This window comes from Hartmannibacter diazotrophicus, from assembly GCF_900231165.1.
GTDB classification, from domain to species: Bacteria; Pseudomonadota; Alphaproteobacteria; order Rhizobiales; family Pleomorphomonadaceae; genus Hartmannibacter; species Hartmannibacter diazotrophicus.
Genome location: NZ_LT960614.1, coordinates 4930486 through 4954673 on the forward strand (window position 1 = coordinate 4930486; position 24188 = coordinate 4954673).

Consider the following 24188-nt stretch of genomic DNA (forward strand, 5'->3'; position numbering starts at 1 on the left):
AGTCAGCTTCGTGACGCAGCGGCCTCGCCAGTGGAACGATAACGGCGGATCAGCCACAGACCAGCGCCAAAGAGCAACGCATCGCCGCCGAAGGTAACGATGCGATAGAGTACGGTGGTCAGGACCACCGTATCGGTGCCGGCAAACGGCCCAAGGGCGAAAAGCAGCACCGCCTCCCTGATCCCGAGGCCACCTGGCGCTCCCGGGATGACGAAGCCGGCAATCCAGCTGAGCGGCACGACACCGAGAGCTCCAACCGGTGGCACCCTGCCCGAGACGGTCGCAAGTAGCAGGGCGAAGATCAGTCCCTGCAGCAGGAAAAACAGTGCGTAGAGGCCAAAACTTCCGCGCAGCGGCAGCGTCGTCAGCCTTATAACCACTCGTTCCAAGACGAGAAGCAGCACGAGGAGCGCGGCGATCGTAAGCCCGATGCGCAAGGGCGCGGATCCGGCGACCATGTCAATCGCCGCCCATTTCGGAAGATCGAGCGATAGCGGAAACGGGAAGAGACCCACCAGCAGCAATCCGGCGCTTGCAGCGGCCAGGATCAGGAGAAGATTCTCGGCGAGCGCCGCGGCGATCAGCCGGCGATGGCTGAACCCGTCCTTCGCCAGCATCGCGTGCCGGCTGGCATAGTGGAAGAGGTTGCCCGGCAGGTATTTGCCGAATTGTGTCACGGCCTGAATGGCGAAAATCCTGGCGGCCGGGATGTCCATCGCTCCGTCTTTTGGCGCGCCGTCTTCTGGGGTTCCGGCAGCGGCAAGCCGTGTCCATCCCGCGGCGATCAGGCAGAGCGTCGCCGCGTAGACCGGGCAGGCGATGACCGTCACGGCGATGGCAGCCGCGCTGGGGCCGCGGCCGTCGAGGCGCCCGAGGACCTCCCCGAGGGTGCGCAGAAAGAAGATGCCGCAGGCAATCGCAAGCAGGGTCCCGGCAAGTCCGGCAAGACGTCGGCCGGAAAGGCCCTTCGGCATCCTCATGGAGCGCTCAGGATCGTGGTCTCGTCGGGATACGGCAGGCAGGCCGTCAATCCCGCGTAGCGCTTCGCCGCCAGTCCGCAGTTCGCCAGCGCCTTCTGGTAGCGGCGCCGATTGGAGTTGTCGAAGAGGATGATCCCGCCCGGCGCAAGATGCCGCCTGGCAAGATCGAGGCAGCGTTCGCGGCAACGGCCGTCAATGACGATCATGTCGAACCGGCCCTGACCGTCGATGGCATGGGCATAGTCGCGAAAATCGAGACCCGCGGCATTGCCCTTGCCGCTGCCGTAGGCGCTCGTGGCCTCGCCGACGATCGCGCCGGGGACGTGAAGAAGCGTCACATGCGGATAGGAACCGAGCATCCCGCTGACGCGGCGATGCCAGGCGCCATCGTGCTCGACACTCGTCACGCTGGCCGCGCGGCGCGCCAGCCAGAGCGTGCTGGCGCCGCTGCCGTATTCGAAGACGCGCGCCTGCGGTCTTGCGGCCAGGAAACGGTCCGCCTCGGCGAGGGCATCGAGCTGCCACCAGGCAAGGTCGAGCCGGTTCATGTCGTCGATGTCGTAGATGGCGAGAAGACTGCGCAGCCAGAGGCCCGTTCGGGACCGGTCGACCGTCTTTCCCTCTGTCTCGTTCCGGGCAACGCCGCTCAGATCCCTGAGGGCATGAACTAGGCTGACATAAGGAAATTTAAGAACTTTGTCGCTAATCGTGGAACTCATCACGTCATGCCCCTGATTGCGTCACCCAAGATCAGGACGCGGCCCCAGCCGGTGCATACAAGAAATCGGAGAGCCCCTTGAAGCTGATTGTTCAGATTCCCTGCTTCAACGAGGCCGATACACTGGCGGCGACGCTTGCCGACTTGCCGAATGCCATTCCCGGTATCGATACAATCGAAACCTTAATCGTTGATGATGGTTCATCGGACGGCACCGTGGAGGTCGCGCGCCGCCTCGGCGTGACGCATATCGTCCGCCATCGCCGCAACCGGGGACTTGCCAAGACCTTTTCGACGGCGCTGCAGGCATCCTTGCGGCTCGGCGCCGACGTGATCGTCAACACCGACGGCGACAACCAGTATTACGGCGGCGATATCCCTGCCCTGGTTGCCCCCATTCTCGACGGCCGGGCGGATCTCGTGGTGGGTGACCGGCAGACGTCGAGCATCGATGAATTCTCGCCGCTGAAACGCCTCCTGCAGCGTCTCGGCAGCCATGCCGTCCGGCATTTCTCCGGCCTCGACATTCCCGATGCCGTTTCCGGCTTTCGCGCGATCTCCCGCGAGGCGGCGCTCAAGATCAACATCGTCTCAAACTTCAGCTACACGATCGAGATGCTCCTGCAGGCCGGCGACAAGCGGATTGCGACAACGAGCGTTCCGGTCCGCACCAATCCGAAGACACGGGACTCCCGCCTTTTCCGCAGCATTCCGCATTTCATCAGCCGGTCGCTCGCCACCCTCTTTCGCATTTACGCGATGTACAAGCCGCTCCGGGTCTTTCTGGCTGCGGGTCTGGCGATTACCGCGATCGGATCGGCGCCGATGCTCCGGTTCCTCGTCTATGCGTTGAACGGAGACAGCGAGGGCCACATCCAGTCGCTCGTGATCGGCAGCGCGCTTCTCACCGTCGGCGTTCTCGTTCTGGCGCTCGGGGTGACCGCCGATCTCATCCGCAACAATCGCATCCTTCTGGAACAGAGCCTGCTGGCGCTGCGCGAGATGGACCTTCGTCTGGCCGCGATGGAGGCGAAGGCAACGCCCCGCGCCCAGCAGGAGCGCCTGCAGGCCGCCCTGACCGAATGGCCGGCGGCGGACAAGAGAAATGCCAACCAGTCGAACGAGAGACAGGACCGAATGGCCGGCGACGACCAGCCGGCCGCGGCTGCCGCCAGAACCGTATCCGCCCAGGCCAAGTCGGCCTGAGTCAAGGTGAGCCGGGCCAAAATCGCGCCAAGCCAGGATCGCGTCGAGGAGGGGATCTCGCGATGACACTGCTGACGGGCGGAACGCCGGCCTCCGGAGCGGACATCGGCGCCGAGGGAGAAGCGCGCCGTTCGGCGATTGCGTCCACGACTGTCTTCGCGCTCCTCGCCAGCCTCGCCTATCTCGCGCTGCTGACCAACGGCAGCTTCGACTTTTCCGGCATCGACACCCTGGGCGGCGCCTACGAGGCCTACGCGAGATCCCTGCTGCAGGGCCGTTTCGATGTGCCCTTCGCGGCCATCGGCAACGAGGGAATGATCGTCGGCGGCAAATACTATCTCTATTACGGCATCTTCCCGGCCATCCTGCGCCTTCCCTTCCTCTATTTCGACCTGCCCGTCCCCGGCCCTCGGGTCTTCGTCTGGCTGGAGGCATGCGCCAGCGCCCTGTTCCTGCATCTGGCGATCCTGCGCATGATGGCCGCAACGGCGGGCGACGATGCGAGGCCGGCAGGCATCGGCACGGTCGTCTTTGCCGGCCTCCTTGCCTGGGTCGCCTCGCCTGTCGTGATCCTGGCGGGAAATGCGTCGGTCTATCACGAGCCCTTCGGTGTCGCGCTCGTCTGTGTCAGCGTCTTCTTCTGGCTCCTGGCCCGTCCGATCGCCTGCGCCCTGCGCGGTTCGATCCCCGTTCTCTCCACCGGAGAACTGGCCGCATTGGCACTGGCCGCCGGCATCTGTCTGCATGGCCGTCCGCCCATGGCCGTCTCGCTCTATATGGCGGTCGGGTTCATGTGCCTTTGGACATTGGCCGAGCCCGTCGCGTCCGGAAAGCTCTCCGGCCGGATGGCGCGGCTTGTCGCCCGGAGCCTTGTTCCCGGGATGATCCTCGGCCTCGCGCTTGGCCTCTATCTCCTGGTCAACTGGCTGCGTTTCGGCGACCCCCTCGAAACCGGCCCTGTCGCCTCCTTCGGCTTCAGATTGCATGTCTACGGCGACGATCCCTGGATGAAGGGCGTCGTCGACGATGGCCGTTTCCAGTTGCTGCGGATCATTCCGAACTTCCTGATGCACCTCTTCAATGCCGAAGGCCTTCAGGAGACAATCATACGCGGATGGTCTCTGAACGCTGTCCGGAACGAGCCCCCGCTCATTGGCGCCTTTTTTCTGTGGCTGCCCTATTGGAGCTATGGCCTTCTCGGCGCGATCTTCATTGCGCGCCTCTCGCGCCGGACGCCGCTTCCTGGGCTCTGGTTCGCAGGTCTGGCACTCGCTTGTTCGATCAGCTTCGCTCTGATCCTGAGCTATGCCACGGTGGCGTTCCGATACAAACTGGCCTTCTGTCCCCTGCTTTTCCTTTTCCTCCTGGGAGGAATCGGTGCCGAATGCTCGTGGCGGACCGCATTGCCCGCAGTCACTCAAAGCAAGCTTGTTTGGCTCCTTGGAAGAAACTCACTTCTCTTCAGGAGCATGCTGGCGATTTCTGTCGTCGTGACGATCTACGCGGCCTTCTATTACAAGCAGAATGACTTTCTCAACGGTCGTCCCGACTCTGCGCTGTTCCAGACCGGGCTGAGGCCGGGAATGCAACCACCTTCCTCGGCCGAATGAGTCTTCGCCGCTGTCATCGGCAAGCCCAGCCAAATCCGCACATACCGTGCCACGAAGCCATTCGTCTTTGACATAGCGCGCCGCCCCGTACAGTATGGAGCCGCCGGCCTTCAGCCGGCATCACGCGGCACTGACATCCTCGATGTCATTGCCATCGGCAGGCTGGGGCCATACCGCACGCGATCAGGGCTGACTGTGTCATGCCCTCTTTTGAACCTCGCCCGAGGTGATCCTGGTGCCCCTTTTCAGTGTTTCTCCGCGCCTTGCGGGGATGCCGTGCCTTGCCACCATCATCGCCGCTACACGCAGCCGTTCGTCTGGGTCAGTCGTTCGGTGATGGCATTAAAACAGGGACAGGTTGCGATCGACAGACGCACGAGACCTTCATTTCCAGACGGCTTGCATTCGTTCCGACAGGGGCTTTGCCGACGTGAGAGTGGCGCGCGAAACGCTGCCGACGTCGACGACAGCGGAACCAAATCGCGTAAAAAAACGGAGACCAACGCGACATGAACTATCTCATCAAACCCACTTTTCTTGCCGGCACGCTCATCGCGGTCGCGGGCCTGGCAACGCCGCAAGCCGCCTTCGCGGCGGACTGCGGCCGTGTGACGATCGCGAACATGAACTGGGCTTCGGCCGAGGTTCTGTCCTGGATCGACAAGACGATCCTTGAGAAGGGATATGGCTGCGACGCGGAACTGGTTCCGGGCGATACCCAGCCGACGCTGACCTCGATGATGGAAAAGGGCGAGCCGGACGTGGCGCCGGAAGCCTGGATCAACGCCTACCGCGAGCCGCTCGACAAGGCGGTCAGCGAGGGCCGGCTGTTCTATGCGGTGGAATCGCTGTCGGACGGCGGCGAGGAAGGCTGGTGGATTCCGAAGTATTTCGCCGACGCCCATCCGGAGATCAAGTCGATCCCCGACGCGATGCAGCATCCCGAGCTCTTCCCCAATCCGGAAGATCCGTCCAAGGGCGCGGTCTACACCTGCCCGTCGGGCTGGGGCTGCCAGACCAATACCAACAATCTCTTCAAGGCCTACAAGGGCGAGGAACACGGCTTTGAGCTGGTCGACACCGGTTCGGCCGCCGGCCTCGACGGCTCGATCACCAAGGCCTATGAGCGCGAGCAGCCCTGGCTTGGCTATTACTGGGCCCCGACAGCGCTGCTCGGCAAATACGAGATGGTCAAGCTCGGCTTCGGCGAGGGCGTGACCTTCGACAAGGAAGAGTGGGACAGCTGCATCACCGTGATTGACTGCGCCGATCCCAAGCCGACCGCATGGTCGCCCTCGGAAGTCTATACGGTTGTCACCAAGCGCTTCAAGGAAGCGGGCGGACCGGCCTACGACTATCTGACCAAGCGTTCCTGGGGCAACGCCACGGTGAACAAGCTGCTTGCCTGGATGGCCGACAACCAGGCGACCGGCGAGGACGGCGCCAAGCACTTCCTCAAGACCAGCCCGGACGTGTGGACCAAGTGGGTCTCGCCCGAAGTGGCTGAAAAGGTCAAAGCCGCCGTCATGTAAGGCCCGCCGCCGGCCGGAGGGGACACGTGTCTCCGCCGGCCGGCGGACAGGTTCCGAGAAGACCTTTCGAGGAGGACGGCCTTGATGAGCTGGCTTACCGAATTTCCGACGATGGACGACACGAGCCTGACGGCGCTGAAGAAGGCGATCGACGAGGGGTTCCGTGCATTCACGCGCGCCTATGGCTATTCGATCGAGAATGCGTTCCATCCGCTGCAGACCTTCCTGATCTGGTCCGAGCACACGCTGGTGGACACGGCCTGGCCGCTGGTCCTCCTGGGGCTTCTGGCCGTCGTCTACGCGGCGAGCCGGTCGTGGAAGATCGTCGCCGGCTCGGCCGTCGCGCTCGTTCTCATCGGCTATTTCGGCATGTGGGAAGACACGATGAAGACCATCTCGATGATCTTCGTCGCCACCGTCGTCTCCATCGTCGTCGGCATTCCGATCGGCATCGCCATGTCGCGCCTGCCCAAGGTGCGCGCCGTCGTCAACCCGGTGCTCGACGTGATGCAGACGATGCCGAGCTTCGTCTACCTGATCCCGGTGGTCATGCTGCTCGGCATCGGCAAGGTGCCGGGCCTCATCGCGGTGGTGATCTACGCCATTCCCCCGGTGATCCGCTTCACCGACCTCGGCATCCGCCTCGTCGACCCGGAGGTGCTGGAGGCGGCCGACGCCTTCGGCTCCGACCCGGGCCAGAGGCTTGCCTACGTGCAGCTGCCGCTGGCGCTGCCCACCATCATGGCCGGCGTCAACCAGACCATCATGATGGCGCTCGCCATGGTCGTCGTCGCCTCGATGATCGGCGTGCAGGGCCTCGGCCAGCCGGTGCTGAAGGCCATTGCCAACCAGTATTTCACGCTGGGGCTGTTCAACGGTTTTGCCATCGCCGGCATCGCCATCATCTTCGACCGCGCCACCCAGGCCTTCGGCCGGCGCCTGCAGAAGCACCAGGAGGTGGCCCATGGACATTGACGGCATCCGGATCAGGAACCTCTACAAGATCTTCGGCAAGGAGCCGGAGGCCTATGTGGAGAAGGTCAAGGCCGGCATGACCAAGACCGAGCTGATGGGCCACTCCCACGTGCTCGGGCTGCGCGACATCAACCTCGACATCCCCGGCGGGCGCATCCAGGTGATCATGGGCCTGTCGGGCTCGGGCAAGTCGACCCTCATCCGCCACATCAACCGGCTGATCGAGCCGACCGCCGGCGAGGTGATCGTCAATGGCCAGGACGTCATGGCGATGGACGGCAAGAGCTTGCGCGACTTCCGGCGCACCTACACCGCCATGGTGTTCCAGAAGTTCGCCCTCCTGCCGCACTGGACCGTGCTCGACAACGCCCTCTTCGGGCTCAAGATCAAGGGCGTCTCGAAGAAGCAAGGCACCGAGACCGCGATGCGCTGGCTGGAGCGGGTCGGCCTCAAGGGCTTTGAGGGGAAATACCCCAACCAGCTCTCCGGCGGCATGCAGCAGCGCGTCGGTCTTGCCCGGGCGCTGTGCAACGACGCCCCGATCCTCCTGATGGACGAGGCCTTCTCCGCGCTCGATCCGCTGATCCGGGTCGACATGCAGACGGTGCTGCTCGATCTGCAAAAGGAGATCAAGAAGACCATCGTCTTCATCACCCACGATCTCGACGAGGCGCTGCGCCTTGGCGACCGGATCATGATCCTGCGCGACGGCGAGAACATCCAGCAGGGGACCCCGGAGGACATCGTCCTCAAGCCGGCCGACGACTATGTCGAGACCTTCGTGCGCGAGGTGAACCGCGGCCGGGTGGTCAAGCTCCACTCCGTCGTCACCCCGCTTGCGGGCGCTGCCCCCGACGGCCTGCCCAGGATCGACGGCGACATGCTGCTGGAGGCCGCCGCCCGCCGTCTCACAGAGCTCAAGGCCGCCGAGGCCGTCGTCACCGACGAGGCCGGCGCCCCCCTCGGCACCGCCCGCCTTGCCGACATCGTCCAGGCCATGGTCCGCCCCGACCAGGAACTCGGCTCGGGCTTCTCCGCCGCAGCAGCCTGACAGGCCGAAGACCCCCGGAACAGACAGCACAGAACAGAACAGCAAGGAGCCGGCGACCATCACCGCTGGCTCGTTCGCCGTCATTCCTTCACAGCGCCTGTTCAGGGTACTTCGGCGGGGCAAGGCTTCAGGGAAATCGGCGCCTCGGCCGATGCGCCGAGCTCCATGCACCCCGCCTTCGAGCAAAGTGTCCAGGCCGAGACGGTTGCGCCGGAGGCGGCCAGATCGAGTTCGGGGATGGGCGGCCGCTTCGGCTGCCAGACCCACCAGTCGCCGACGAGCCTCGCATCCTCGCCGGGCTCCATTCCGGCGCCCGAACCCTTGACCCGCGCCTCACGCAGCACCAGACCCGCCTCGCTCACGGCATAGGTCTCGCGCCATTCGATCCGCTCGACCGAGTGGACCCAGGAGAGCGTGAAGAGGCTCGCCGCGACGACCGTCGTCTTTCCCGCCGCGACGATGCACAGGCCGAGCGCCATCAGGCGCCGTCCGGATTGCCAAGGACCCCGCCGCTGGCGTGACGGCGCATGTTGAGGCGGATCAGAACGCCGACCAGCAGCACCATCGCGAATCCGATCTCGTCGGTGAGCGGCAGGGCCGCGACCAGCATGAAGGCCGTCGCCGCGCAGAAGAGCCGGATCAGGACCGGCAGTGGTCCGCCGAGATAGCCGATGACCGCCGCACCCCAGAGACCGATAGCCAGCAGCGCCTTGACGACGATATAGGCGACGGCCGCCGGATAGCCGATCTCCGCGGCGAGCGGCCCGCCGTCTTGCAGCATGAGCGCGGGCGTATAGACCGCCATGAAGGGGATGACGAAACCCGCCGCCGCGACCTTCACCGCCTCCATCGCGATCTTGAGCCCGCTTTCCCGAGCGATCGGCGCCGCCGCGAAACAGGCGAGAGCGACGGGCGGCGTCAGGTCGGCCAGAATGCCGAAATAGAAGACGAACATGTGGGAAACGATCAGCGGCACGCCGAGCGAGAGCAGGGCCGGGCCGGCGATCGACGACGTGATGATGTAATTCGGGATTGTCGGAATGCCCATGCCGAGCACGATGCAGGTGATCATCGTCAGCACCAGCGACAGGAAGAGGCTGGTGGAGCCAACCGAGACAATGAACTGGCCGAAGGTGTTGGCCGCCCCGGTCAGCGTCATGGTGCCGATGATGATGCCGACGAGCGCGCAGGCGACCGCCACGGGCAGCGCGGTCCTCGCCCCTTCGGCAAGGGAATCCCTGCAGATGGCCAGTGTCTCGCGCCCACCCCTGGTCAGTGCGTTGACGGCGATGAGCACGGCAAGACCGATGAGGATCACCTCCATGCCGAAGCGGAAGAAGGCCGAGGCGACCAGCCCGAGGCCGAGCCAGAAGACGACGCGCAGAACGGTCGACGGCAGACCGAGCGCAATCGTTCCCCCGAGGATGAGGAAGACGGTGAAGGCAAGGCCGACAGTGCCGGCAAAGAGCGGCGTATAGCCGGAGAAGAGCAGGTAGACGAGGGCGGCGAGCGGCAACACCAGATACCATTGCCGCCTGAGCGCCCGCATGGCCGAGGGAAGCTCGTCCTTCGGCAGACCGAGAAGCCGGTATTTGCCGGCTTCCAGATGCACCATCCAGAAGGCGGAGACGAAATAGAGCAGCGCCGGAATGATCGCTGCCTTGACCACCTCGTGATATTCGACGCCGAGCGTTTCGGCCATGATGAAGGCGACGGCCCCCATCACCGGCGGCATGATCTGGCCGCCCATCGACGAGGTCGCCTCTACGCCGCCGGCAAAGGCCGGCCGGTAGCCGAAACGCTTCATCAGCGGGATGGTGAACTGGCCCGTGGTGACCACATTGGCAACGCCCGAACCGGAGATCGTGCCCATGAAGCCGGAGGTGAGGATCGCGACCTTGGCGGCCCCTCCCCGCTTGTGGCCGACGAGGCTCAGCGAGATGTCGGTGAAGAAGGTGATCATCCCGGCCTTTTCAAGAAAGGCGCCGAAGAGGATGAAGAGGAAGATGTAGGTCGACGACACGAAGGTCGGGATGCCGTAAATGCCCTCGGTGCCGAAGGCCATGTGGTCGATGACCTGGCTCAGCGCATAGCCGCGATGGTTGAGCGGCGAGGGCAGATACTGGCCGAACAGGCAATAGCCGAGGAAGACGCCCGAGATGATCGGCAGGGCGGCCCCCATCATCCGCCAGGCCGTCAGGAAGAGCACCGCCAGCGAAACGATGCCGACCGCTATGTCGCGCGGCAGCGGATCGCCGGCCCGGAAGATCAGCGCCGAATATTCGACGCACTGATAAGCGGCGACACCGGCCGCCAGCAGCGAGAGAGCCCACGCGACACCGCGGCCCGATTTGCCGGCCCCGGAATGGGCGGCGACCAGCGGAAAGGTGAGGCCGACGGCAAAGCCGACGTGGATCGCCCGCACCAGTTGGCTCGGCAGGTCGAGGACATGGGCGGCCGACGCGATCTGGAACGTGGAAAAGGCGAGCGCGATCAGAAAGAGCAGCCGGCCTTCCCGTCCCGCCGGGAAGCCATCGCCGTGGGCAGACGCTGCGGGATCTCGTGTGTCGGACATGGAAATGCCTGATGAAATTGCACGCAAGCCGCATGCATCAAGGAAAGCCATGGTCGGCAAAAGCCGACCATGGCGCCTCAGGAAAGGTCACGGGCTGGCCCGGACCTCAGAGCAGTCCCTGTTCCTTGTAGTAGCGCTCAGCACCCGGATGCAGCGGCACCGGCATGCCCTTGAGCGCGCTTTCCAGCTTAATGGCACCGGCCGCCTTATGGGCCGCCACCATTTCCGGCAGGTTTTCGAACAGCAGCTTGGTCATCTGGTAGGCCGTCTCGTCGGAGACTTCCGAGTGGGTGACGAGGAAGTTGACGACGGCGACCGTCGGCACGTCCTTGTCCTGGCCCTCATAGGTGCCGGCGGGAACCGTCCCGGCGATATAGGGCGCACCGAGCGTCTCGGCGACGCTCGCAGGCACCGCCACCATCGTCACGGGAACCGAGGCGGACAGATCCTTGAAGGAGGCAACGCCGAGGCCCGCCGACTGCAGCGTCGCGTCGAGCTCGCGGTTCTTGATGAGTTCGACGGATTCGGAGAAGGGCAGGTATTCGGTCTTGCCGAGATCGTCGTAGCTCATCCCCGCGGCGGCCAGGAGCTTCCGGGCGTTGAGTTCGGTGCCGGATTTCGGCGCGCCGACGGAAAGGCTCTTGCCCTTCAGGCCGGCAAGGTCGGTGATACCCGAATCCTTGGTGGCCATGATCTGGATAAAGTTCGGATAGATCGCCGCGATCCCGCGCAGCTTGTCGAGCGGCGCCTTGAAGCCGGCCTCCGCATCGCCGTCCCAGGCGAGCTTGACCGAATCCCCGAGCGCGAAGGCGATCTCGCCGCGTCCCTGCTGCAGGAGGTTGAGGTTTTCGACCGAGGCCTTGGTGGACTGCACCTGCGTGCGCACGCCCTCCATCTTCTCGCCGTAGATCTTCGAAAGGGCCACGCCCAGCGGATAGTAGACACCCGAGGTGCCGCCCGTGAGGACGTTGATGAACTCCTCGGCCTTGGCGGGAAGGGCGGAGACGGCGAGACAGGCGGCAACGGCGGTGCTGGCGACAGCACGCATCACGGATCGCTTCATGGGTTTCCTCCGGCGTTTCTTTTGATTTGCCTTTGGCCGGCCAGACAGTCCCGTCTCCGGGCTTGTTGACCGGCATGCAGCAAGCCTAGTGAAAACAAGGAGCGAGGTCGCCACAAAAATGAAGGCGGCATGACGAATTCTTCAGCAATTTCCGTGCGGCCGGCGCCCGGACCGGGGTATTCGCAGGACGGACCGCACGTGCGGAGGCGGCAACCCCCTCCGCATATCGCGGACAGGACAGTGGCAAATCTTCACTGGTATGGTATCAAGACCTGTTGCCCGAACGGCGACCGGATCGGGCATCGCGAAAAAAGCCGGCAGGCATCGTCCGTGCCGCGCCGCAACGAAAACAGGGGGAGACCGTTCATGCAGAAACGCTTCAAGGGCCGACGCGCCATCGTCACGGGTGGAGCCTCCGGCATCGGGCTCGCCTGCGCCATGCGGCTTGCACAGGAGGGCGCGCGCGTTGCGATCTGGGACATGAATGCCGACGCGGCGAAGACGGCGGCCGAAAAGCTTGGCGGCCTTGCTGTTCCCGTCGACATCACCAGCCTCGAAGACGTCGGGCGGGCCGCTGATGAGACGAAAAAGGCGTTTGGCGGCATCGACATTCTCGTGGCGAGCGCAGGCATCACCGGCCCGACCGTCCCCGTCACCGAATTTCCCATGAACGGTTTTCGTCAGGTCTTCGACGTGAACCTCTTCGGCCTCGTCCACTGCAACAAGGCGGTTCTGCCGGCGATGCTCGAGAGCGGCTATGGCCGGATCGTCAACATCGCCTCGATCGCCGGCAAGGAGGGCAACCCCAACGCCTCGGCCTATTCGGCCTCCAAGGCAGCGGTGATCGGCTTCACCAAGTCGCTCGGCAAGGAACTGGCGACGAAGAACATCACGGTCAACGCGGTCACGCCCGCCGCGGTGCGCACGCCGATCTTCGACCAATTGCCGCAAAGCCATATCGACTTCATGCTCTCGAAGATCCCGATGGGCCGCTTCGGCACCGTGGAGGAAATTGCCGCCATCGTTGCCTTTGCCGCCAGCGAGGAATCCTCCTTCATAACCGGTCAGGTGCTCGACGCCTCCGGCGGCCGCGCGACCTACTGATCTTGAGGTCGGCCCGCGAATGATGCTGCTCTGCCGGCTAAGTCGACGGCATGACCCGCTCGCAAACCATCAGCGACCGGGCTGAAACCGCAAGATGGGCGCCTGACTCGTGTTCCGGCTCCGGATGCTGCTTCAGCGCCGTATCGATCACGACCTGCCAGAGCGCCCGATCGTCGCTTGGAACCACGAAGTCGACGTCGTGGTGAGAGGCGTTGAGCAGGATCAGGAGATCGGGCTCCCCCGCCTCGGCCGGCGCGAGCCGCACGGTGAGGCATTTCACATGCGGCCGGTTCCATTCCTCCGGCATCATCCGCTCGCCCGAGGCGGAATACCAGGTGACGTCCGGCTGGCCGAGGTGATTGCGCGCGCCGGACAGAAACTCCGCATGGGAAAGTGAGGACCGTGACCGCCTGAGTTCGATCATGCGGGCGACGAAATCGACCAGTTCGGGATCGGAGTGCTCCCAGTCGATCCAGCCGATCTCGTTGTCCTGGCAATAGGCATTGTTGTTGCCGCCCTGGCTGTTGCCGGCCTCGTCGCCCGCGAGCAGCATCGGCACACCCTGCGAGAGCAGCAGGGTGGCGAACAGATTGCGCTTCTGGCGCCGCCGCAACTCGAGCACGGCCTCGTCGTCGGTCTCGCCCTCGACGCCGCAGTTCCAGCTCTTGTTGTCGTCGTGGCCATCGCGATTGTCCTCGCCGTTGGCCTCGTTGTGCTTGTGATTGTAGGAGACGAGGTCGTTGAGCGTGAAACCGTCATGGGCGGTGACGAAATTCACGCTCGACCATGGTCGCCTGTGGCCCTCGCCGAAGAGATCGGTCGAGGCGGCGAAGCGACGGGCGAAATGCGGCAGCACGCCCTCGTGGCCGCACCAGAACTCGCGCACCACGTCGCGGTAGTCGCCGTTCCACTCCGAAAAGCCCGGCGGGAAGGCGCCGAGTTGATAGCCGCCGGGTCCCACATCCCATGGCTCGGCGATGAGCTTCAGCCGCGAGAGCACCGGATCCTGCAGGATGGCATTGAAGAAGGCATGCCCGGGATCGAAGCCCGACGGCCGGCGGCCGAGCGTCACCGCCAGATCGAAGCGGAAGCCGTCGATGCCATAGATCGTCGCCCACATGCGAAGCGAGTCGAGGATCATCTGCAACACCTTCGGATGGTCGGTGTTGAGGGCGTTGCCGCAGCCGGTGAGATTGTCGTAGTGGCGCCGGTCGCCCGGCATCAGCCTGTAGTAGGAGGCATTGTCGATACCGCGGAAGGAGAGCGTCGGTCCGAGGTGATTGCCCTCGGCGGTGTGGTTGTAGACGACATCGAGAAGGACCTCGATCCCGGCCTGGTGCAGGCGGTCGACGGCCATGGCGATGTCTTCCAGGCCGCCCGGCCCGAGATAGCGGGCCTCGGGAGCGAAGAAGGCGAGCGTGTTGTAGCCCCAGTAGTTGGAAAGGCCGCGCTGCACCAGATGGCGGTCCTGCGTGAAGGCATGGATCGGCATCAGTTCGACCGCCGAGATGCCGAGCCGCACGAAGTGATCGATGACATCGGGCGCGGCAAGGGCTGCGAAGGTGCCCCTCACATCCTCCGGGACCAGCGGATGGCGCATCGTGAGGCCCCGCGCGTGCGCCTCGTAGATCACCGTCTTCGGCCAGGGCGTGCGCGGATGCGGCGTATGGATCAAGGGCATCGTCGGATGCACACGGGCTTTCGGCACGAAAGGGGCGCTGTCGCGCTCGTCCATGATCAGGTCGGCATCCTTGCCCTCGCCGATCCGGTAGCCGTGGACCGCATCGTCCCAGACGAGGGGGCCGACCAGGCTGCGGGCGTAGGGATCGATGAGCAGCTTGGCGTCGTTGAAACGATGACCGTCCCTCGGCGCCCACGGCCCCGTCACGCGCCAGCCGTAGACCTGGCCGCGCCCGACGCCAGGCAGGTGGCAGTGCCAGACGCCGTTGGTGCATTCGCTGAGGGCGATCCGTTCGCTCTCGCGGCTGCCGTCATCGGAAAAGAGACAGAGCGTCACCGCTTCGGCATTGTCGGAAAAAAGGGCGAAATTGGTGCCCGTCCGATCAGGCGTCGCCCCGAGCGGATAGGGGCTGCCCGCCTCGACGCGCCGCCTGCCGGCAACGGCGAAAGGCGATCCGTCCTTTTTCGCCGGCGGCATATCGATTGCCAGATGCTTGTTCATGGTGCCCCCGCATCAACGACACCCGGACGGCCATCAGAGGCGGTCCTCGCGGTGTTCACGACGATCGGTCGGCGAAGCGGGTGCCTTGAAGAACGGAACTCGGTCTTTCCGTGGACCCGTTCATCGGCATTCATACCGCATTGCGAACCGCTGCTACAGCAACGCATCACGAGACGGGCCAAGTGGCCTCATCGGACCGTCTCACCGGATGATGGCTGCATGATGACGCACTGCAACATGCCCCGTGCCGGGGAAAGGCACGACGGCCCGTCACCGACTATCGCATGGCACCGGCGAGAATAAGCCGCGACGAATGCGCATGGCTGACGAAGGCGAATATCTGAAATCGCATGGCTGAAGGAGGCAGCCATGCGACCGGATCGATCATGGTTAACAAAATCTCAAGGCGGTCGCAAAATTTGGCACCGGAAAGATTTCTGATCCGTAACTCCAAGGAAATCAAGGGATCGAGAGTCCGATTCCGTTTACCATTGCCGCAAATGTCGTCTAAAATTTTCGGCAAATTTGCAGCTTGTGAACCATGGCATGGCTTTGATTGCTCTCGCCCCGGCAACCCGTCGGAGTCGCGAATTTCATTGCCAAGAGAAGATGTCTGCCATGCTCAAGTTCGCCTGGTTTGCAGCAGCGTCGATGTTCCTGTTCCTGGTTGCCCAGCCCATCGGCAGCGAAGGGCAGGTCATCGTCGGCGTGACGCTCATCGCGGCAATGCTCGGGCTCTGGCTGACGGGCCGGCGCGGCACGACGCGGACCGTGGTCATCATGCTCGCGCTCGCCGTTGTCTGCCGTTACGTCTACTGGCGCACAACGTCGACCCTGCCCGACCCGGGCGACCTGGTGAACTTCATCCCCGGCGCACTGCTCTACGGCGTCGAGATGTTCTCGGTGCTGATGCTCTTCATCAGCCTCTTCGTCGTTGCCGACCCGAAGGACCGCCCCGCGGTCGTCGTCGACGACAACGACCATGACCTGCCGACCGTCGACGTCTTCATCCCGACCTACAACGAAGACCCCGAACTTCTGGCGACCACCGTCGCCGCGGCCGTCGCCATGGACTATCCGGCCGGCCACCTCACGGTCTACCTGCTCGACGACGGCGGCTCCGACCAGAAGTGCAATTCAGAAGACCCGGTCGCCGCCCATGCGGCCATCGAGCGGCGCCGCGAACTGACGCAACTCTGCGAGGGTCTCGGCGCGGTCTACATGACCCGTGCGCGCAATGTTTCCGCCAAGGCCGGCAACATGAACGCCGCCCTGCCGCGCACCCACGGCGACCTCGTCGCGGTCTTCGACGCCGACCACGCGCCCGTCCGCAGCTTCCTGAAGAAGACCGTCGGCCACTTCCTCGAGGACCCGCGCCTCTTCCTGGTGCAGACGCCGCACTTCTTCCTCAACCCGGACCCGATCGAGAAGAACCTTTCGCTCTTCAAGTCGATGCCGTCCGAGAACGAAATGTTCTATGGCGTGATCCAGAAGGGTCTCGATCGCTGGAACGCGGCCTTCTTCTGCGGATCGGCGGCCCTCCTGCGTCGCACGGCACTGGAGGAGGCAGGCGGCTTCGACGGCGTCACGATCACCGAGGATTGCGAGACGGCGCTGACGCTGCACAGCCGCGGCTGGAACAGCCGCTATATCGACACGCCCCTGATCGCCGGCCTGCAGCCGGAGACCTTCTCCTCCTTCATCGGCCAGCGCTCGCGCTGGTGCCAGGGCATGATGCAGATCCTGCTGCTGAAGAACCCGGTCTTCCGCAAGGGCCTGAGCTTTGCCCAGCGCGTCTGCTACCTGTCCTCCAGCCTCTTCTGGCTCTTCTCGCTGACGCGGCTGACCTTCGTCTTCGCCCCGCTCCTGCACATCTTCTTCTCCATGGAAATCTATCAGGCGAGCCTGCAGGAGTTTTTCGCCTACACGACCGTCTACATGGTCGCCAACATGATGCTCCAGAACTATCTCTTCGGCCGCGTCCGCTGGCCATGGATGTCGGAGCTCTACGAATACGTCCAGTCGGTCTACCTGATCCAGGCGATCGCCAAGGTCTTCCTCAACCCGCGCAAGCCGACCTTCAACGTCACCGCCAAGGGCGTCACCATCGACCGCGACCAGCTGTCCGAGATCGCCCTGCCGTATTTCGTCATCTTCGGCATGCTGCTGACGGCGGCGGGCGTCGATGCCCTGCGCTGGTGGAACGAGCCAGCCTCGCGCGACATGCTCGCGGTCGTGGGCCTTTGGAACGGCCTCAACCTGATCATCGCCGGCCTGTCGCTGGGTGCCGTCTCCGAGCGCGCCGAACGCCGCCGCAGCCAGCGCCTCGCGGTCGCCCGCAAGGGCGTCATGGAACTCGACGGCAACGCCTTCCAGGTCCTCGTCGAGGACGTTTCCTCCGGCGGTGTCCGCGTGCGGCCGCTCGGCGCCCGGCCCCGCTTCAACCGGGCGGGAAGCCGGACCGGAACGCTGGCCATCCGCCGCAACGACCCGGGCGGCACAATCCAGACCCTCAACGTCGCCGTCCGCCGCAACATCTCCGACGAGCGCGGCCTCAGCCTCGGCCTCGAATTCGTCGACCTGTCGCTCGCCCAGTATCGCACCATTGCCGACCTCATGTACGCCGACAGCCGGCCGCTGGAAGAGTTCCGCGACGGCCGCCGCACGTCGATGGGCATCGTCCGGGGCAGCATGCGCTTCCTCGGCTGGAGCATGGCCTACATCATGCGCGGGCTTTCCCTCGCCGGCCGGCACGGCAAGGCCGCCCCGCTCCGGTCCGAACTGGCCCGGTCCGAACCGGTCCGGGAGACTATGGCCGCGCAGCCTGTCGTCGTCCGCGTTCCCACCGAACAGAACTCGTGAGGGCATCCGCCATGTCTATTGAGACCTTCAAGACCCTCCTGATCGGCTCGCCGGCAATGCTGGCCCTATCAATGGCATCGGGCCTCGCGATGGCGCAGACCGCCGCTTCGGCCGAGGCTTTCGCGTCGATCGCCAGCATCGCCGCGCCGCTCCGCCCGCTGCCGGCAATGCGCGACGGACTGGAATTCGACGGCGAAAGCGCCATCGTCACCTATCCGGTCTTCCTTTCAGACGCCGAGGCCCGCAGCGGCGGCGACCTCGTCCTGAAGCTGGAAAGCTCGGTTGCGGTCATGCCCGAGGCCTCGCGTCTCGGGATCACGCTGAACGGCCGATCGGTCGAGACACTGCCGCTCGGCGGCCCCGAAGCGGCGGCACAAAAGGTCGCGCTGCCGGCCGCCATGCTGCATGCGGGCTGGAACACGCTGACGCTCGAGACGAGCCAGCGGCACCGCGTCGACTGCTCGGTCGAAGGCACCTACGAACTCTGGACCCGGATCGATCCGGCGGCGAGCGGCCTGCGTTTCGGCGCACCGATGCCCAGCGGGCTTCCGGCGCTTCCCTATGTCGGTCGCAACGCCGATGGGACGATGGCCATCCGCCTCCACACGCTAGCCCGTGACGCCGTCAGCCTCAGCAACGCCTTCCGGATCGCGGCGCTGACCGCAAAGGCTGCCGGCGCAACGTCCGCAGCCGTCACCCTCGCGACCGATACGGCCGATGCCTCCCGCGGCCTCGACCTTTACTACGGCTCATCCGAGGACCTTGCTCGCCTTGGCATCTCCGGCGAGATCGTCGAGGCCGCCGCCAATTCCGTGCAGTTGTCGGCCAGCGATGCCGCTCCGTCCGCCTCGCTCGTCATTGCGGCCGGTGACTTCCGCCAGCAAGCCCGCACCGAGGCCGAACTGGAGGCCGCCGCCAGGGCCCTCGGTCCGCGCCCCGGCAAAGTTCCCGAGGTCGAGGATGCCGAGGTCACCTTCGCCCGCCTCGGCGTCAGCAGCTCGCGCTTCTCCGGCCGCCTCTTTCAGCGCGGGGTGGACATCGCCCTGCCCGACGACACGATGATCGCCGACTATGCCAGCGTGCGGCTGTCGCTCGTGGCCGCCTATGCGCCCGGTCTCGGCTCGGACAGCGGCCTCGGCATCCGGGTCAACGGCAAGCGCGTCGCCACCCTGCCCTTCGGCCGCGACGGCGGCGAACTCTTCGAGGGGCGGCCGATCGAATTGCCGCTCTCCGCCTTCCGTCCCGGCCTCAACCACATCGATCTGGAAGCGAGCCTGCCTCAGGTCTCGGATCAGGCTTGTAGCCCCGACACACAGATTTCCGGCAATCCGCGCCTGCTCTTCGTCGACGCGACGTCCATCCGCGTGCCGAAGCTCGCCCATCTTGAGCGCCTGCCCGATCTTTCCGGAACGATCGCCGAAGGCCGTACCGGGCCGGGCGAAGCGGTCCACCTTGCCGTCACCTCCGCCGACGCCAACACCCTGTCCGCCGCAGCGACCTTCTTCACCGCCATGGCGCTGGCAGCGCCCGAAGTCCCGAAGCTGGTGCTGTCCGGCTATGACCCGAACGACCGCCGCGGCGGCATCCTCATCGGCGATGCCGGTCGCCTCGACGCCCGGGCAGCCGATCTGGTCGGCCTCGGCCATCGCTCCCTCGCCATGCTCGGACAGGAATCCAATACCCTGTCGCGACGCTTCGACGATGCCTTCACGCAGGCGCCCGTCAGCGCCGGCGTCCAGCCGGACATCGGCCAGCCGTCCCCTGCCGCCGATATTTCCGACGGAACGCAGATGCTGAAGGACTGGCGCGGCAGCGTTGGTGCCGGCGCCGGCAATCGCCTGGACTCCTTCGTCGACGCGTCGAAGAGCTACCTGACCCAACTCGCCGAGTGGAGCGGACTTGGCCGCACCGACGAGCCGCTGTCGGTGGACGCCCGGACGCGTCTTGTCCTCGCACAGGCCGCCCCCGCCGGCTTGCAGGCGCCCCTCACGGTCGTGACGGCCCCCACGCCGTCCGATCTCGCCAACGGCGTCCGCGACCTCGTCAAGCCCGCCAATTGGCAGCAGATCGGCGGCCGCGCCGTTCTCCTCGGCGAGGACGGTGTGAAGATCATCGAGAGCCGGCATGCCCGCCTCCAGGCGCTGGCCGACACGACACCCGGCAACATGCGCCTCGTCGCGGCCGCGTGGTTCTCGCTCAACCCGGTGATCTACGCCCTGATGGTGGTTGCCTGCGTGCTCGCCTTCGGCGGCCTCACCGCGGCCGTGCTGCGCAAGGGACGGGAGGAGACCCGATGACCCGGCGCCAGTTCATGGTCAGTGCATCGGCCCTCCTGATGATGGCGGCCACCGGCGGCTTCTTTGCCAGCGGCATCGGCCAGGCATCGGGAAGCCAGGAAACGCTCCCCGTTCCGCGTCTCGACGACGCGCTGTGGCAGCAGTGGCGCGGACGCTTCGTCACCGAGGAAGGCCGCGTTCTCGACGACAGCAACGGCGACATCAGCCACACCGAAGGCCAGGGCTACGGCATGCTGCTCGCCGCCTTCGCCGACGACCGGGCCACCTTCGACCGGCTCTGGCACTGGACGAAGACGACCCTCGGCGTCCGCGGCGACGGCCTCTTCGCCTGGCGCTACGACCCGCGCGAGGGCAATCCGATTTCCGATCCGAACAACGCGACCGACGGCGACCTTCTGATTGCCTGGGCCCTTGGCGCGGCCCATGCCCGCTGGGAGCGCAACGCCGATCTGCTGGCCGGCGCGGCCATCGCCCGCGCGGTGATCCGTCATGCGATCGTCGAGGGCGAGGACGGTCCGCTGCTCCTGCCCGCCGTGAGCGGTTTCACGGCCAAGGACCGCCCCGACGGCCCCGTCGTCAATCTCTCCTACTGGGTCTTCCCGGCCTTCCCGCGCCTTGCCGAGATGGTGCCCGAATACGACTGGCAGCGGCTCGCGGCCTCCGGCCATTCGCTGATCCGCAAGGCCCGCTTCGGCGCCAACGACCTGCCGGCCGAGTGGACCGCCCTCGGCGGCAAGCGCATGCGCCCCGCCAACGGCTTCGACCCGGTCTTCGGCTACAACGCCGTCCGCGTCCCGCTCTACCTAGCGATGGCCGGCTTCGGCGCCTTCGGCGGCAACCGGGCCGATCTTGCCCCCTTCGATACGCTCTGGCCATCGAACCGTGTTGATCCGTCGGTCGTCGATCTGCTTGGCCGCAGCACGCGCTCGCAGCCCTTCGGCTCCTCGGGATACCGCGCCGTGCCGTCGCTGGTTCGCTGCGCGCTGCGCGGCGAGGCCTACCCGGCGGACCTGACCCGCTTCGAGGAAGAACCCTACTACCCCGCGACCCTGCGGTTGCTCGCCTATGTCGGGGCCCAGCTGAGGTATCCGGAATGCTTCTGAAATCCGCACGCCTTGTCGCCGTCGCGGCGCTCATCGGCGGAACTTGTCTCTCCGCAATCGCCGCCGAGCCCGTCAAGGTCGACACCAGCGCCTTGCGCTATTACGCCGCCCACAACGAGATCGACCGCTACGAGGCCGAACTGAAGCGCCTTCAGACGCTCTATCCCGAATGGACGCCGCCGGCGGACATCGGCGCGCTCGACGGGCCGGGGCCGGAAGCAGGCCTCTGGACGCTCTATGCCGCCGACGATCTCGACGGCTTCGACAAGGCCCTCGCCGATCTCAAGGCCCAGGACCCCGCCTTCGCCCTTTCCAACGACCTTGCAAGCAAGATCGCGGTCAAACGCGACCGCCGCGATCTCATCGCCGCGAGCAACGCCGGAGACGCCGCCAAGGTGGTCTCGCTGGCCGAAGCGCATCCGGATTTCGGCGGCTGCGCCGACCTCGATGTCGCCTGGCGGCTCGCCGAGGCGCACTTTGCCGTCGCAGGCAAATCCGCCGCCTTCGATGACTATCACACGCTCCTCTCCACCTGCGACGACAGCGCCGGGCGGCTTGCGACCATGCAGAAGGCGCTCGCGCTTCTCGGCCCAGACGCCCGTCCGCTGACCGCCCTTGGCCGGACCAATCCGGACGGCACCGGCGAGTTCGCCGGGCTGGAGATCGATTTCGTCCGTGCCGACATTGCCGCTGTCCTCAAGGACGCCTCTGCCGCCAAGCCCGATCCCGCGCTGCTGGCAAGCTTCGCGGACAGAACGCTCGCGAATGGACCGGGCGCCGATGCCGGGCTCCTTGGCTGGTACCGCCGGCTTGAAGGCGACCATGCCGGCGCTCTCAAGGCCTTCGAGATCGCCGCAACGCTCGGTCAGGCCGAAGGCACCTCCGAGACGGATCTCGCAAAAACCGCTGAAGGGATCGTTCTCTCCCTCGATGCCCTCGGCCGCCGCGACGAGGCCGTGGCCCGCGCCCGCGATGGCCGCGACAAGTCTCAGGCGCTCGCCAAACTCTACGTCGACCTTGGCACGGCGCGTTTCGAAGGCGATCCCCGTCCTCGTCTGCCGGACGCGGAACTCGCCGACTACGCCAAATCCGTTGTCGAGACGAAATCGGCCGCCGGCGCGGAAGCGCTCGGCTGGTACGCCTACGATTTCCACCAGTACAACACGGCGGCCGACTGGTTCCGCTTCGCGCAGGACACCGAAGCCTCCGAAGCCCGCGCGCGCGGCCTGATCCTTGCCGAAATCGGCACCGGAGACCTTGCGAGCGCCAAGGCGACCAAGGCGAAATGGCTCGGCGATTTCGCCGATCTGGCTGACCTCACCATCGCTGCTCCGTCGTCAAAGTCGGGAGGAGGCAAGGCGAGGACCGATGCCCTTGTCACCCGCTTCGAGCGCCATGACTATCGCGGCTGCATCGCCATCGCCGACCAGCGCATTGCCCGCTCCGGCACGCTGCCGGCCGACGCCTCGCTCATGCACGGCTGGTGCCTGATGAAGATGCAGCGCCCGAACGAGGCCGCTTCGGCTTTCGCCATCGCCGCGCGCGGCAGCGGGCAGGTGCGCAAGGACGCGCTCTATGGCCGCTCGCTGGCGCTGATGGCCGCTGGCGAGATGCGCGGCGCCGCCGAGGTTGCCGCAAGTGGCGAGATGACCGGCAAGCGGCGCAACGAGATCGGCACGGCGCTTCTCTCCAACCAGGCCGTCGCCGCCTTCAACGGCAAGCGCTGGACGGAGGCCCTGCGCCTGCTGGACGCCCGCCCGCAGCATGCCGGCGAAACGCGGGATCTGGCGATGATGCGTGGCTGGTCGCTCTGGCATCTCGGCCGCAAGAGTGAGGCGGCGAAGGTCTTCGTCGCCCTCGACCAGACGCTTTCGACCCCCGAGACGCGTTCGGCCCTTGCGACCGTCCGCCGTCCCCTACTAACGAAATGACGAGAGGCAAGCCATGACCTTCGACCGCATGCGCCTCATTGCAGCCCTCGCCCTTGCCGGCAGCCTCGGTGGCTGTGTGGCGAGCAATCCTCTCGGCGACACGGCGGCGCTCACGACCCGGCAGTCGGTCCAGCCGATGATGGCCTGGGCCAGCCTGTCCGCCGCTGCGGGAACGCCGATGCGCGTGATCGAGGAAAGCTCTCCGACATCGCGCCTGCAGCGCGCCGCTTATCCGGGCGGCGGCACCGCCGTCGGCGAGAACAGCCTCAGCGTGGAGATCGAGGGGCCGGACGGCGCAAACGCCGATCTGCGTCATCCGCCGACCGAAGCGATGATCGCGCGGGAACTGAATTCCGCCGCTCCCGGCCTTGCCTGGCATCGCGGCACCGCGCCGATCGCCAACGCCTACGGTCCCTTCGGCTATGCAGAGGGAACCACGGGAAACACCGCCTGCGTCTATGCCTGGCAGTGGTTCGACCGGTCGGCGATGGAGGTCGAAGGCTTCAGTCTCGTGAAGAAGGTGAAGCCGGTCAGCATCCGCATGCGCATGTGCGACGAGATCGCCGCCAGCGATCTTCTTGATCGGATGAAGAGTCTGCGCCTCTCGGTCGGTGGTCTGTCCGTGCCGCTCACCGCCTATAGCGGACCGATGGGCGGCGATGCCCTGACTGAGGCCGGAAGCGCCCTCGGCGTTGCGACCGTAGCGCCGGCGGAAAGCTACGGCGCCGATCCCGTCACCGAGACGCCGGTGACGAGGAAGAAACCCGCGCCGGTTCGCGCCGCCGCCAAATCCTCCGTGCCACCGGTTGCCGCCGGGAAGACCGTGGCCGCCGATACCCCGGTCATCCCGACCGTCGGATCGATGACTGGCGCGGCCCCGGCTGTCCCGTCGACCGTCCCGGCAAATGCTGGCATCACAGCGGCAAAATCGACCGTCAGCGAAGCCGACAGCGGTCCGCGTATCCCGACACCGTCGGCGATGTAACCATCACCGAAAAT

17 protein-coding genes are annotated in these 24188 nt (G+C 65.7%); 11 read left to right on the forward strand and 6 right to left on the reverse strand.

From position 1 onward, the window contains the following. Positions 1–2: 2 nt before the first annotated feature. A complete protein-coding gene (locus tag HDIA_RS22790) occupies positions 3–980 on the reverse strand; it encodes a lysylphosphatidylglycerol synthase transmembrane domain-containing protein (RefSeq protein ID WP_099558242.1) in 978 nt (325 codons plus the stop codon). After that, positions 977–1699: a class I SAM-dependent methyltransferase gene (locus HDIA_RS22795; protein ID WP_099558244.1), complete on the reverse strand. Its 723-nt coding sequence runs from the start codon at positions 1697–1699 to the stop codon at positions 977–979. Before HDIA_RS22795 ends, HDIA_RS22790 begins: the two co-directional genes overlap by 4 nt. Positions 1700–1776: 77 nt before the next feature. Here HDIA_RS22795 and HDIA_RS22800 point away from each other — a divergent pair, with 77 nt between their 5' ends. The 5 genes from HDIA_RS22800 to HDIA_RS22820 all read left to right on the forward strand — a co-directional run bounded on the left by HDIA_RS22800 (position 1777) and on the right by HDIA_RS22820 (position 8072). Next, positions 1777–2904, forward strand: coding sequence for a glycosyltransferase family 2 protein (locus HDIA_RS22800; protein ID WP_099558246.1), 1128 nt, complete (start codon positions 1777–1779; stop codon positions 2902–2904). Between the two features lie 62 nt (positions 2905–2966). Next, positions 2967–4514 (forward strand): hypothetical protein, encoded by a 1548-nt coding sequence (locus HDIA_RS22805; RefSeq protein ID WP_099558247.1) that lies wholly within the window; start codon positions 2967–2969, stop codon positions 4512–4514. 509 nt (positions 4515–5023) lie between these two features. After that, positions 5024–6046 carry an ABC transporter substrate-binding protein gene (locus tag HDIA_RS22810; RefSeq protein ID WP_099558249.1) on the forward strand — a complete coding sequence of 341 codons (1023 nt, stop codon included), beginning with the start codon at positions 5024–5026 and terminating at the stop codon, positions 6044–6046. A gap of 84 nt (positions 6047–6130) precedes the next feature. Then, the gene (locus HDIA_RS22815; protein ID WP_099558199.1) at positions 6131–7021 is read left to right on the forward strand and encodes an ABC transporter permease; all 891 of its coding nucleotides are present in this window, start codon (positions 6131–6133) and stop codon (positions 7019–7021) included. Then, complete coding sequence (locus HDIA_RS22820) at positions 7011–8072, forward strand: quaternary amine ABC transporter ATP-binding protein (RefSeq protein WP_099558198.1); 1062 nt, start codon at positions 7011–7013, stop codon at positions 8070–8072. Before HDIA_RS22815 ends, HDIA_RS22820 begins: the two co-directional genes overlap by 11 nt. 101 nt (positions 8073–8173) lie before the next feature. Here HDIA_RS22820 and HDIA_RS22825 read toward each other — a convergent pair whose 3' ends face one another. The 3 genes from HDIA_RS22825 to HDIA_RS22835 all read right to left on the reverse strand — a co-directional run bounded on the left by HDIA_RS22825 (position 8174) and on the right by HDIA_RS22835 (position 11710). Further along, the gene (locus tag HDIA_RS22825) at positions 8174–8551 is read right to left on the reverse strand and encodes a DUF1850 domain-containing protein (RefSeq protein WP_099558251.1); all 378 of its coding nucleotides are present in this window, start codon (positions 8549–8551) and stop codon (positions 8174–8176) included. After that, complete coding sequence (locus HDIA_RS22830; protein WP_099558252.1) at positions 8551–10647, reverse strand: TRAP transporter permease; 2097 nt, start codon at positions 10645–10647, stop codon at positions 8551–8553. The genes HDIA_RS22825 and HDIA_RS22830 overlap by 1 nt, the downstream gene beginning before the upstream one ends. Before the next feature lie 106 nt (positions 10648–10753). Continuing rightward, entirely contained in the window at positions 10754–11710 is a 957-nt protein-coding gene (locus tag HDIA_RS22835; protein WP_099558254.1) for a TAXI family TRAP transporter solute-binding subunit, read from the reverse strand. A 366-nt stretch (positions 11711–12076) separates the two neighbouring features. On the opposite strand from HDIA_RS22835, the gene HDIA_RS22840 reads away from it, so the two are divergent. Then, on the forward strand, positions 12077–12814 hold the full coding sequence (locus HDIA_RS22840) for an SDR family NAD(P)-dependent oxidoreductase (RefSeq protein WP_099558256.1): 738 nt from the start codon (positions 12077–12079) through the stop codon (positions 12812–12814). A 37-nt stretch (positions 12815–12851) separates the two neighbouring features. Here the strand turns inward: HDIA_RS22840 and glgX are convergent, their stop codons facing one another. Then, positions 12852–14996: a glycogen debranching protein GlgX gene (glgX, locus tag HDIA_RS22845; protein WP_245884043.1), complete on the reverse strand. Its 2145-nt coding sequence runs from the start codon at positions 14994–14996 to the stop codon at positions 12852–12854. A gap of 618 nt (positions 14997–15614) precedes the next feature. Between glgX and bcsA the strand changes: the two genes are divergently transcribed. The 5 genes from bcsA to bcsN are packed head-to-tail and all read left to right on the forward strand — an operon-like array spanning position 15615 to position 24174. Continuing rightward, the gene (gene bcsA, locus HDIA_RS22850; protein ID WP_157775791.1) at positions 15615–17858 is read left to right on the forward strand and encodes a UDP-forming cellulose synthase catalytic subunit; all 2244 of its coding nucleotides are present in this window, start codon (positions 15615–15617) and stop codon (positions 17856–17858) included. An 11-nt stretch (positions 17859–17869) separates the two neighbouring features. Beyond that, entirely contained in the window at positions 17870–20155 is a 2286-nt protein-coding gene (locus HDIA_RS22855; protein WP_099558259.1) for a cellulose biosynthesis cyclic di-GMP-binding regulatory protein BcsB, read from the forward strand. Further along, positions 20152–21258: a family 8 glycosyl hydrolase gene (locus HDIA_RS22860; RefSeq protein ID WP_099558261.1), complete on the forward strand. Its 1107-nt coding sequence runs from the start codon at positions 20152–20154 to the stop codon at positions 21256–21258. Before HDIA_RS22855 ends, HDIA_RS22860 begins: the two co-directional genes overlap by 4 nt. After that, positions 21249–23189 (forward strand): hypothetical protein, encoded by a 1941-nt coding sequence (locus tag HDIA_RS22865; protein WP_099558263.1) that lies wholly within the window; start codon positions 21249–21251, stop codon positions 23187–23189. Before HDIA_RS22860 ends, HDIA_RS22865 begins: the two co-directional genes overlap by 10 nt. 13 nt (positions 23190–23202) lie before the next feature. Next, positions 23203–24174 carry a cellulose biosynthesis protein BcsN gene (gene bcsN / locus HDIA_RS22870; protein WP_099558265.1) on the forward strand — a complete coding sequence of 324 codons (972 nt, stop codon included), beginning with the start codon at positions 23203–23205 and terminating at the stop codon, positions 24172–24174. The last annotated feature ends 14 nt before the right edge of the window (positions 24175–24188 follow it).

What these genes read in the sequence shown, in the direction of transcription:
- HDIA_RS22790 (WP_099558242.1), bottom strand. Translation starts at nt 980, where the DNA reads ATGAGGATGCCGAAGGGCCTTTCCGGCCGACGTCTTGCCGGACTTGCC.
- HDIA_RS22795 (WP_099558244.1), bottom strand. Translation starts at nt 1,699, where the DNA reads ATGAGTTCCACGATTAGCGACAAAGTTCTTAAATTTCCTTATGTCAGC.
- HDIA_RS22805 (WP_099558247.1), top strand. Translation starts at nt 2,967, where the DNA reads ATGACACTGCTGACGGGCGGAACGCCGGCCTCCGGAGCGGACATCGGC.
- HDIA_RS22810 (WP_099558249.1), top strand. Translation starts at nt 5,024, where the DNA reads ATGAACTATCTCATCAAACCCACTTTTCTTGCCGGCACGCTCATCGCG.
- HDIA_RS22815 (WP_099558199.1), top strand. Translation starts at nt 6,131, where the DNA reads ATGAGCTGGCTTACCGAATTTCCGACGATGGACGACACGAGCCTGACG.
- HDIA_RS22820 (WP_099558198.1), top strand. Translation starts at nt 7,011, where the DNA reads ATGGACATTGACGGCATCCGGATCAGGAACCTCTACAAGATCTTCGGC.
- HDIA_RS22825 (WP_099558251.1), bottom strand. Translation starts at nt 8,551, where the DNA reads ATGGCGCTCGGCCTGTGCATCGTCGCGGCGGGAAAGACGACGGTCGTC.
- HDIA_RS22830 (WP_099558252.1), bottom strand. Translation starts at nt 10,647, where the DNA reads ATGTCCGACACACGAGATCCCGCAGCGTCTGCCCACGGCGATGGCTTC.
- HDIA_RS22835 (WP_099558254.1), bottom strand. Translation starts at nt 11,710, where the DNA reads ATGAAGCGATCCGTGATGCGTGCTGTCGCCAGCACCGCCGTTGCCGCC.
- HDIA_RS22840 (WP_099558256.1), top strand. Translation starts at nt 12,077, where the DNA reads ATGCAGAAACGCTTCAAGGGCCGACGCGCCATCGTCACGGGTGGAGCC.
- glgX (WP_245884043.1), bottom strand. Translation starts at nt 14,996, where the DNA reads ATGAACAAGCATCTGGCAATCGATATGCCGCCGGCGAAAAAGGACGGA.
- bcsA (WP_157775791.1), top strand. Translation starts at nt 15,615, where the DNA reads ATGCTCAAGTTCGCCTGGTTTGCAGCAGCGTCGATGTTCCTGTTCCTG.
- HDIA_RS22855 (WP_099558259.1), top strand. Translation starts at nt 17,870, where the DNA reads ATGTCTATTGAGACCTTCAAGACCCTCCTGATCGGCTCGCCGGCAATG.
- HDIA_RS22860 (WP_099558261.1), top strand. Translation starts at nt 20,152, where the DNA reads ATGACCCGGCGCCAGTTCATGGTCAGTGCATCGGCCCTCCTGATGATG.
- HDIA_RS22865 (WP_099558263.1), top strand. Translation starts at nt 21,249, where the DNA reads ATGCTTCTGAAATCCGCACGCCTTGTCGCCGTCGCGGCGCTCATCGGC.
- bcsN (WP_099558265.1), top strand. Translation starts at nt 23,203, where the DNA reads ATGACCTTCGACCGCATGCGCCTCATTGCAGCCCTCGCCCTTGCCGGC.